Annotated in this window: 9 protein-coding genes; 5 read left to right on the top strand and 4 right to left on the bottom strand. The window is 59.6% G+C overall.

All coding sequences use genetic code 11. The features are described from left to right. A partial coding sequence (locus tag VIH17_11700) for a rhodanese-like domain-containing protein (protein ID HEY4683894.1) occupies positions 1–343 on the top strand: 343 nt, incomplete at its 5' end. Between the two features lie 168 nt (positions 344–511). On the opposite strand, the gene VIH17_11695 is transcribed toward VIH17_11700, so the two are convergent. Further along, positions 512–820, bottom strand: a complete 309-nt coding sequence (locus VIH17_11695; protein ID HEY4683893.1) for a hypothetical protein — start codon at positions 818–820, stop codon at positions 512–514. Between the two features lie 528 nt (positions 821–1,348). Between VIH17_11695 and VIH17_11690 the strand changes: the two genes are divergently transcribed. After that, positions 1,349–1,861, top strand: coding sequence for a VOC family protein (locus VIH17_11690; GenBank protein ID HEY4683892.1), 513 nt, complete (start codon positions 1,349–1,351; stop codon positions 1,859–1,861). 1,124 nt (positions 1,862–2,985) lie between these two features. Here VIH17_11690 and VIH17_11685 read toward each other — a convergent pair. Beyond that, the gene (locus tag VIH17_11685; GenBank protein ID HEY4683891.1) at positions 2,986–4,476 is read right to left on the bottom strand and encodes a M20/M25/M40 family metallo-hydrolase; all 1,491 of its coding nucleotides are present in this window, start codon (positions 4,474–4,476) and stop codon (positions 2,986–2,988) included. A 106-nt stretch (positions 4,477–4,582) separates the two neighbouring features. On the opposite strand from VIH17_11685, the gene VIH17_11680 reads away from it, so the two are divergent. From VIH17_11680 to VIH17_11670, 3 genes are all read left to right on the top strand, one after another. Next, positions 4,583–5,671: a carbohydrate kinase family protein gene (locus tag VIH17_11680; protein ID HEY4683890.1), complete on the top strand. Its 1,089-nt coding sequence runs from the start codon at positions 4,583–4,585 to the stop codon at positions 5,669–5,671. Between the two features lie 91 nt (positions 5,672–5,762). Further along, positions 5,763–7,133 (top strand): APC family permease, encoded by a 1,371-nt coding sequence (locus tag VIH17_11675; protein HEY4683889.1) that lies wholly within the window; start codon positions 5,763–5,765, stop codon positions 7,131–7,133. 39 nt (positions 7,134–7,172) lie between these two features. Next, positions 7,173–8,000 carry a PIG-L family deacetylase gene (locus tag VIH17_11670; GenBank protein HEY4683888.1) on the top strand — a complete coding sequence of 276 codons (828 nt, stop codon included), beginning with the start codon at positions 7,173–7,175 and terminating at the stop codon, positions 7,998–8,000. A gap of 97 nt (positions 8,001–8,097) precedes the next feature. Here VIH17_11670 and nagA read toward each other — a convergent pair whose 3' ends face one another. Both nagA and VIH17_11660 read right to left on the bottom strand, forming a co-directional pair. Beyond that, positions 8,098–9,273 carry an N-acetylglucosamine-6-phosphate deacetylase gene (nagA, locus tag VIH17_11665; protein HEY4683887.1) on the bottom strand — a complete coding sequence of 392 codons (1,176 nt, stop codon included), beginning with the start codon at positions 9,271–9,273 and terminating at the stop codon, positions 8,098–8,100. A gap of 25 nt (positions 9,274–9,298) precedes the next feature. After that, positions 9,299–9,482, bottom strand: a 184-nt coding sequence (locus VIH17_11660; GenBank protein HEY4683886.1) for a hypothetical protein, incomplete at its 5' end; no start/stop codon positions are given.

Raw genomic sequence — 9,482 nt, 5'->3', positions numbered from 1 at the left:
ACAACCCGAGGCGCCGGCCATCAGGCTCGAGGAAGCGTACCGAGCTTTCCTGGGTGGCGAGGTTCTCTTCGTGGACGTGCGCGAACCGGACGCCTTTCGCGCCGGGCATATTCGCGGCGCGAGGAATATTCCTCTCGGCCAAGTGGAGCGCCGGTTGAATGACCTGCCGCGCGACCAGAGGATCGTGCTCTACGATGACGATCCCGGGGGCGGCGACGCCTGCGCCGCAAGCCGCAGCGCCAGCCGCCTGTTTCTATCCCGCGGTTATTCCCCATCGCTCGTCCGCGTCTATCGCGACGGCTTCACCCGCTGGCGCGAGGCGGGCTACCCAACCGAACAGTGAGCAAGCCGCTGGCAGGTGACAGGTATCAGGTGGTAGGTGGTAGGTGGCAGGTGGCAGGTGGCAGGGGTCAGTCTCTGCTCTTTAGTCTTGAGTCTTGGGTCTTGAATCTTCAGTCTTCGCTTTTCGAGGTTCGATTTTCGTTTTTCGAATTTCGCTCGGTATGAGTTTCTAATCGAGGTCAAATATTCTCGACGGGGGTTTCTCGGGTTCTTCTTTGGCCTTTTTCATGCCCTCTTCAAATTTCTTCTGAAGAATCTTTTCTTTGTTCTTTTCCGCCTCCCGGGCTTGCTGGAAGAGCGCTTCGCGCCGCTCCGCCTGCTTGCCGAGGGATTTGACGGCCTCCTGGAGGTCTTCAATCATCGGTTTCTTCGGCGGCGGCTCGTGAGAGATCACCACGCCAAGCTCGGCGTCCACCTTCAACTTCGCCTGGCAGCACGGGCAGGTCACTTCAAAATCTTCCGGCGCGCCCTTTGCCATGGTTGCTCCACCCCGCTTGCCACTCCAATATACGGCTGACGGCAAAGGATTGCAATCGGCGAGGGACAACCCGTTTCGGGAGCTCTCTTCCGGTCGGCCTGCCTCGATAGATAGGCGGCGGTGTCTCCTTCCAGGAGACATACCCGGCGTCGATCCAGCGCGAGCAAGCCTGTTCTTCGATGCTAGCAGCCACACCAGCTCGGCCGCCGAGCGCGAGCGTGGCTGAGGCCGATTTTCGAGTGCCACGAGACTAGCTATCGTGTCAAGGGAACCATGTAGCACGATCATGACTTACACTATAGTTGGAACGGCACAAGATCGGACAGGGACAGGAGTTAGTGCTCCCGCTGATGCGACGACCTTGGCGCTCAATCGTTGGCAACCGTAAGGGGATTATCCTGATCCAGTCCGGTTTGACGCAGGGCTGCGGGTCATCTCGAAGCTTCGGGACGGTCGCCTGAACAAGTTGGAACAGCACTGGTGTCGGGGCCACCGCCCTCGCCCTGGTGGCAAAGCCGCGCGTCATCTATGAAGTGGGGGCGTGACCCGCTCTTGTTGGTGGCCCCCGCTGAGGAGGAAGCAACTATGGCAGTCAAAGCGATCCCTGAGGGATATCACACGGTCACGCCTTACTTGGCCGTGCAAGGGGTGGCCAAACTGATCGAGTTCCTGACGCAGGCCTTCGACGCGAAGGAGGTTCACCGCACGACACTCCCGGACGGCACGATCTACCATGCCGAGGTCAGGATCAGCGACTCGGTGGTTATGATGGGCGAGCCGAGGGGCGAGTGGAAGCCAATGCCTGGCACGATCTACTTGTACGTGTACGTGAACGATACCGACGCCGTTTACAAGCGCGCACTGCAAGCGGGCGCCACCTCGCTGATGGAGCCGTCGGACCAGTTCTATGGCGACCGCAACGCGGGCGTAAAAGACCCGGTCGGCAACTATTGGTGGATCGCCACGCACATTGAGGACGTCCCGCCCGCGGAGCTAGCGAAGCGTGCAGAAGCTTTCATGAAGCAGCAGGGCCAGGTATGACTCTGAGCCGCCTACCCGCTGACCCTCCGGGCATGTCGCGGGCAAGCGCCGGCCAAGAACGCGTCGCAGTGGGCGGGGCATGGGCGGCTTACAACCGCCGCCCCTGAGCGCGGCTGTCAGGCTGCTCGCCAGAGCACGCCCATGCGTGTACCGTGCAGCACACCGACCTGCCTGCTGCGGGCAGGGAACGAAGGGGGCTGTGCGATGAATCGAACGAGGCTCGCGAGCATTGGTTCGTGCAACGTCATGGGCCTGCGGATTGCGACGAAAGGACTCTCCGAGGAGCGAGTACGGAGAAGTGTTTTCCGTATTCTCAAAGACAACCTCCTCTGCTCCATCTCCACCGTCACGGGCGGCAATCGTGCGCATATCAACACCGCGTACTTCTGCTACTCCGACGAGCTCGAACTGTATTTCCTCTCGCATCCCAGTTCACTCCACTGTCGAAACCTATCGAGGAACTCGTCCATGGCTATGGCCATCTTCTCCTCCTCTCAGAAATGGCGCGGCCCCGACCAAGGCTTGCAGCTTTTCGGAAGCTGCAGTCAGACCAGGGGACCTCAAGCGAGGAAGGCAGAACAGTTGTACGGGAAACGCTTCCCGGCGTATGCGAGCTGGAAGGCGAGCGTCAACAGGGATGACGTGGCTCGAGCTTACCGGTTCTACCGGTTCCGCACTGGCAAGTTGAAGATACTCGACGAAAAAAACTTTGGCGAGGCGGTGTTTGTATATGCCGCGGTCAGAAGAGGCTTACGTTCGCAATGACCAACGCAGGCATGTTAGAGAGCGATTAAGTGAACAAAACTTGTGGGCAGACCAAGGAAGGCGTCTGAGAAACCAACAAGTTAGTGAATTTGTGCTGTCCTCCGGAGCCAGAGGTCGGCGGTTCCCTTCTCCGGCTCTGCGGGATCCCTTCGTCCCGCCCTCGCGGCATCAGGGCAGGCAGGACAAGCGAATCCGCCCAGGCGTGCCATTCTTTCTTGTCCCCATAGATCCTACGGATCCCACCTTTTGCTTCGCAAAGCAACCGTAGGGCGAACGGTCGTTCGCCCCTACATGTCCCGTTAGCGATTAGCAGGATTAGGGGGGAGCAGCCGCTCGCCGCGACATTTACGCTCTGGCTCCTACCGGCGGGCTGGTTGTGCTTCCGGCGGAGGAGTTTTGCGCGGCAACAATTCCGGCAATTGAGCAATATTGTAGACAACCACCCCCAGCACCTGAGCGCCTTCCATCAGGTCATCCTTCCAAACTTTGTCGAAGGTATCCGATTGGGAGTGGTGAGTCTTGTTATATTCCGCGCCATCCTGGTCGCAGAAAAAGCCGGGCACACCGGCCGTGTTGAACGAAGTGTGGTCGGAACCGCCCACGCTGCGCAAGCTCAGCTCCTCAAAACCAATCGAGCGCAAGGGCGCTACAACCTTGTCCATGATTTCGCGCAACTGGTAGTTACCCTGCAAGTTCAAGCTTCGCACCCGGCCTGTTCCGGTATCATGGACCACGACAGCGGAAATCTTCGGCAGTTCGGCCTCGTGAGCCTTCACATAGGCTTTGGAGCCATGCAAGCCCTGCTCCTCGCCGCTGAAGAGGACGAAGCGAATCGTCCGCCTGGGGTGGATGGCGAGCGCGTTGAGCGCCCGGGCCGCTTCGAGCACGGCCGCCACGCCGGTACCGTCGTCGGTAGCGCCGGTTCCAAGGTCCCAGGAATCGAGGTGGGCACCCAGGAGCACGAATTCGTCGGGCTTTTCGGCGCCCGGAATCTCTGCCACTGTGTTGTACACGGTCACCGGATCCTTGCTGAAGACGTTGTCCCGGATTTCGATCTCGACCTCCATCGGCTGCTTGCTTTCCAGCAACCGCCAGATCAAGCCGTAGCCTTCGCGGGTGACAAAGGCGGTGGGGAGCAGCCCGATCTGGTAGTCCCGGCCGGAGGCGCTCATGTCGAGCAACCCGTGCTCCTTGTTGGAATTTCGGAGCACGGCGATGACACCTTCCACTTTGAAAAATTCTTCCATCTGCTGGCGAAATTTTTGGATGGCTTGAAAATCGCGCTCGGGTGGCACGATCGTCGGCCGCTGGCGTTCCGGCTTAGCGGGCGGAATTCCCGGGGCAGGCGGCTTGTATTCCGTGGTGATAACGATCGCACCGCGCAGTTTTCCCCGGTATGGCTCCAATTCCTCCACCTTCTCTGCCTTGACATAGACCACCGGCCCGCGCATCGGCCCGTTAGTATTCGGCGACCAGCCGGCGGAGGCCAGGGTGAGCGGGTGAGTCGCCGGCTTGAGGATTCGGCCCGCAGCCGTGCCGCGATGCCAGGAATGAGGAATCGTCCAGGCTTCCAGGCGAACGTTGGCGAGGCCGTAATCCTTGAAACGCTCGGCTGTCCAGTCATTCGCCTGTTTCAATTTCTCCGTTCCCGTAAGCCGCGGGCCAATCATGTCGGTGAGGTGCTGCAAGCTCTTCATGTGCTCGCTGCGTTCGGCTACCTCGGCCAGGATTTTTTTGTCCATGGCCTGGGTCGGGTCTTCCGGCGGCTGCGGGGGCTGGGCTTGCTGCGCATAGAGACCAGCGGCTAAAAAAGCGAGCACCAGCACGGCGAGCAGGCGACTCGTTCGCATTCGACTCCCTCCTGATTCCAAACTTACTTGAGGACTCTACTCGTGTGAGTGCGTCATCGTAGGACAATCCGTTCAAGAGCGGAAGAGGAATCTTGCAGGCGACCCCGTGGGCAGGGCTTGGCTCGCCAGGGCGCTTGTGGGCCTGGACGACCACGGCAACTGGATGGTAAAAGAGGTCGGCAATTTGACGCTACTGGCAAGCGAGAGAGATCGAACGGCAGGGCCGATGAAGAAGCTGGACGTTGTGGTCTGCGGCGAAGTGAACGCCGAGTTGATCCTCTGGAACCATCCCTTTCCGGAGCTGGAGAAAGAAAAGTTAGCGGAACGGATGCTTTTCACCTTCGGGGGCTCGTCGGCAATTTTCGCTTACAATCTCGCCGCGTTAGGGGCAAAAGTAGGTTTTGTGACTGTGCTGGGCAAGGATGCTCTTGGCGATTATCTCTTCAAGCGATTGCGCGAGCAAAAAATCGACCTGCGTCACCTGCGACGGAGCCGCAACACCCCGACGGGAATCACGGTGACCATGTTCATGCCTCCGCACAAGTCCATGGTGACCTGCACGGGCACGATTGCGGCGTTGCGACTGCGCGATATTCCTTTTGACTACCTCCGTTCGGCTCGCCACCTCCATGTAGGCTGCTTCTTCTTGCAAAAGAACCTGCAAGCGGGCGCCGCCACCCTGTTTCGCCGCGCGAAGAAACTGGGGCTGACAACCTCGCTCGACACCAATTGGGATCCGAGCGAGCAATGGGACTCGGGTCTCAAAGCTATCCTCCCCCACGTTGACATTTTCCTGCCCAATGAGGACGAGGCGCTGCGGATCACCGCCGAACGTGACCTGCATCGCGCTCTGGATGCACTGGCGAAAATCGTGCCCATTGTCGTCGTGAAGCGCGGGGAGAAAGGCGCTGTGCTCGGAGCCGGTGCCAGGGTCATGGAAGCGCCCGCATTGCCGGCCAAATTTCTCGAGTCAACGGGAGCGGGCGATACCTTTGACGCCGGCTTCGTCTTTCGTTTTGTTGGCGGAGCGCCGCTCGAGGAGTGTCTGCGGTTTGCCAACGCCTGCGGCGCGCTTGCCGTGACAGGGCTGGGCGGAACGACCGCGTTCGCAGCTCGGAAGAATGTGAAGGTGTTCCTCGAGAGAGAATTGCGGCGCCACCCGTCGGCCACGGAGCGGCCCCGGGAGGAGCGGTGATGGGCTCAGCCGCGCAGCACCTTCCGGCTCGGTCGCCATCGCAGAAACATTGTCAGAAACATATGAGCGAGGTTGTCTCGATGAGGCACTTATGGAATCCGAAGGACCCAAGCTCCAGCGCAAGTTAACGCTTCTGAACGCCACCTCCATCAACATGTCCAACATGGTGGGCATCGGACCCTTCATCACCTTTCCGTTGATCGTCGGTGCGATGGGTGGACCCCAGGCCATGCTGGGGTGGGTGGTCGGCGCCGTGCTCGCCATTATGGATGGCTTGGTGCTCAGCGAGCTGGGCGCGGCGCTGCCGGGCTCCGGCGGCGCTTATATTTTTCTCCGCGAAGGCTACGGGCCGGCACGGTGGGGACGTTTGATGTCGTTCCTTTTTATCTGGCAGTTTATCTGGAGCGGGCCGCTGGAGATTGCGTCCGGAAATATCGGCTTCGTGCAATATCTCAGTTTTCTGAAGAAGGACCTGACGCCGACCGAGATGAAGTTCATGGCGGCCGGGGTGGGAGTGCTGGCGATCATCCTCCTCTATCGCAAAATCACTGACATCGCCAAGCTCATGCTGGCACTGTGGATCGGCATGCTCGTCACCGTGGGCTGGGTGATCGTCACCGGCCTCGTGAAGTTCGATGCCACTCGCGCTTTCTCTTTTCCGCCCGGCGCGTTTGCAGCGGATAGGAACTTCTTTGTGGGTCTGGGAGCGGCCAGTGTTTATGTCATGTACTGTTTCCTGGGTTACAACCAGGCGTGCTCCCTCGGCGACGAAGTGCTGGATCCGCCTCGCACCATCCCGCGGGCCGTCATCCTTTCGGTGCTGGGAGTATTCGCGATTGACTTGCTGATGAACCTGGTGTTGCTGGGGGTCGTGCCGTATGGGGAGGTGATCCGCTCGCCCTATCCCGTCTCGGAGATGATGGCTCGAGTGTATGGTCCCTGGGCCGGCGTGCTTCTCTCGCTGATGGTTCTCTGGACGGCGTTCGCCTCCATCTTTGCGTTGTTGTTGGGCTATTCCCGAATCCCCTATGCTGCCGCGCTGGACGGAAACTTTTTCCGGCCTTTCGCCAAGCTGCACAGCCATGGTTTTCCGCATATTTCTTTGCTGGTTGTCGGCGGGATGGCGGTTCTGGCCAGTTTCTTTAACCTCGCGACGGTGATCAATGCTTTGATGGCCGCCCGCATCCTGATCCAGTTTGTAGGGCAAATCTTCGCCGTGGCCCTCCTCCGGATCTACCGGCCAGAGGTTCGCCGCCCTTTCAAGATGTGGCTTTATCCGCTGCCGAGTTTGGTTGCTTTTGCCGGATGGATCTACGTTTTCGTTTCAACCGGCGCGCGCTACATCTTTTATGGTGCCAGCGTGATGGTGACCGGGGTTATCGTTTATCTTGTCGTGGCGCATCGGCGCAAAGTTTGGCCATTTCCGGCGCCGGCTGCCCGACCCGGGCTGGCAGCAGAGTGAGAATGTGAAACAAGTTCAGCATCCAATGGAGGCATTCTTATGACACGGTTTTTCTCTCTCGCCTTGGTTATCCTCACGGTGGCGGTTTTAGCCACGGCCCAGACACCTGAACCGATCGAGAAGTGGACAGGCAAGACGGTGATGTTTTTTTCACCCCATCCGGACGATGACGCGCTCTGCTGTGGCGGAACCCTGGCGATGCTGGCCAAGCAGGGGAACCGCGTTCTACTTGTTCTCTACACGAACGGCAACAAAGGTTCCGGTGATCTGGAAATGACTGCCGGCCGCCTGGCGGCGATTCGCAAAGGCGAAGAAACGGCGGCTGCTCAAACGCTCGGCATCGCCAAGGAGAACATCATCTGGCTTGGCTACAACGACGGCGAACTGGAGTATGTGCCGCCGCAGCCCTTGTTGCGCCAGGTCGTGCATCTGGTCCGGAAGTATCGCCCCGATGTCGTCATGGCCGTGGATCCCGGCGAGACATACGAAAAGTGGCACAAGACCGACCACCGGATGGCAGGCATCATCACGCTGGACGCGATCCGCACCGCTGGCTTTCACCTGAACTTCCCCGAGCACTACCTCTATGAAGGGCTTAAGCCCTATGAAGTGCCGCTCTTTCTCTTCTACTACGCGGCAAAGACGGAAGAGAACTACTGGGTGAATATCGACGGCTTTATGTACGCCAAGGTGGAAGCTTTGGCAAAGCACACGAGCCAGATGAGTTCCGCCTGGAAGAAGTACCGGCCCGAATGGGACCCGGCGGAACTGGCCAAATTCAAGAACGACATTCGCGCGCAAGCGCCGAAAAGAGAGGGCCATTACGTGGAAGGCTTCCGCCGCGCGACGGAATTTTCGCAGCAGTAGGGGCAAGCTTCAGCTTGCCCTTTGCCCTTTGCCTGGGGCGGTCTGAAGACACGCCCCTACATCATACCTACAAAGAAGACACGCCCCTACGTGATACCTACAAAGCCGAGAAAACCGTTTGACCTCCCACGAGCGTGTGGACAACTCGACAGGCCCCGTCGAGGATAACCAAATCCGCGTCGGCACCCTCGCGAAGCATCCCTTTCCGGCCATCGCATCGAAGCAAGGTGGCTGGATTCAAAGTTGCCGCACGTAACGCTTGCGTCATAGAGCAACCTGTCCAGCTCATAACGTTGCGCACCGCCACGTCCTGGGTAAGGGTGCTTCCCGCCAGGCGCCCCTCCGAGTCGCGCGAGACTCCGTCTTTGACTTGAACTTTCAGTGTGCCGAGCTGATAGGTGCCGTCCGGCATCCCGGTCGCGCTGGTGGCGTCGGTAATGAGCAGGAGGCGATCAAAGCTCTTCAGATGGGCAGCCAAGCTTACGACGACCGGGTCCAGATGTACCCCGTCGGCGATCAACTCGGCGTAGATGGCATCGCTGGCCAGCACGGCAGCGACAATACCGGGGTCGCGGTGAGACAACGGTCGCATGGCGTTGAAGAGATGGATGCCGTGGGTCGCGCCGGCAGCGATCGCCTCCTGAGCTTCCGCATAGGTGGCGTTCGAATGGCCGATGCCCACCAGGATATCGCGACTCCTTGCCTCGCGCAGGATTTCGATGGTGCCGGGCAGCTCCGGAGCGATCGTGAGGATGCGGAGTTTGCCCCGCGCGCGCTCGACCCAATTCCGAAAAGTCTCGAGCTCCGGAGAGACGATATTTTCGGGCCGGTGCGTCCCTCGCTTTTCGGGATTGATAAAGGGACCCTCCATGTGGATGCCCAGCGGCAGGGCGCCGGGCCATGCGCGACGTTCGAGAAGTTCAGCCAATGCCGCCACGCATTCCGTCGTGGTTTTGAGGCCAGCGCTGACCATGGTAGGCACAAAGGCGGTGGTCCCGTGGCGAGCGAGAAAACCCGAGATGGCGTCCAGAGCTTCTGCCGTTGCCTCCATGACGTCGCGGCCGGCTGCGCCGTGGATATGCAGGTCAATCATCCCGGGAGCGACGGTGAAGCGCCCAGCGTCGAGGACCGAGTATCCCGGCGGGACCGTGATGGCTTCTCGCGACCCCAGCTTCTCAATGTGCCCATCGGCAATCTGGATGCGCGCCTCGGGGATCTCCTGGGCCGGCGTGAGCAGAGTTCCTGCTTCAACTACGAGTCGCGTCGAGGCCATCTTTGATCCCGGTATCTCTCGCCCTTCAGTTTGCCCCTGCAGGAAGATTGGAATCTTTCGCATCTTGGTTTAGGTTCGCCGGGATGTCAACCGCTGCGATGCAAAGAGGCAAGGAAGCAAGGTTTCTCAGTAGCTTGTTGAAAAAGCACTTCTGCTTGTCATTCCGAGTCCCGATGAAATCGGGACGAGGAATCTGCTTTTGGCGAAAT

This window comes from Candidatus Acidiferrales bacterium (assembly GCA_036514995.1).
In the GTDB taxonomy this organism is placed as follows: domain Bacteria; phylum Acidobacteriota; class Terriglobia; order Acidiferrales; family DATBWB01; genus DATBWB01.
This window is presented reverse-complemented; position numbering and strand designations above follow the sequence as displayed.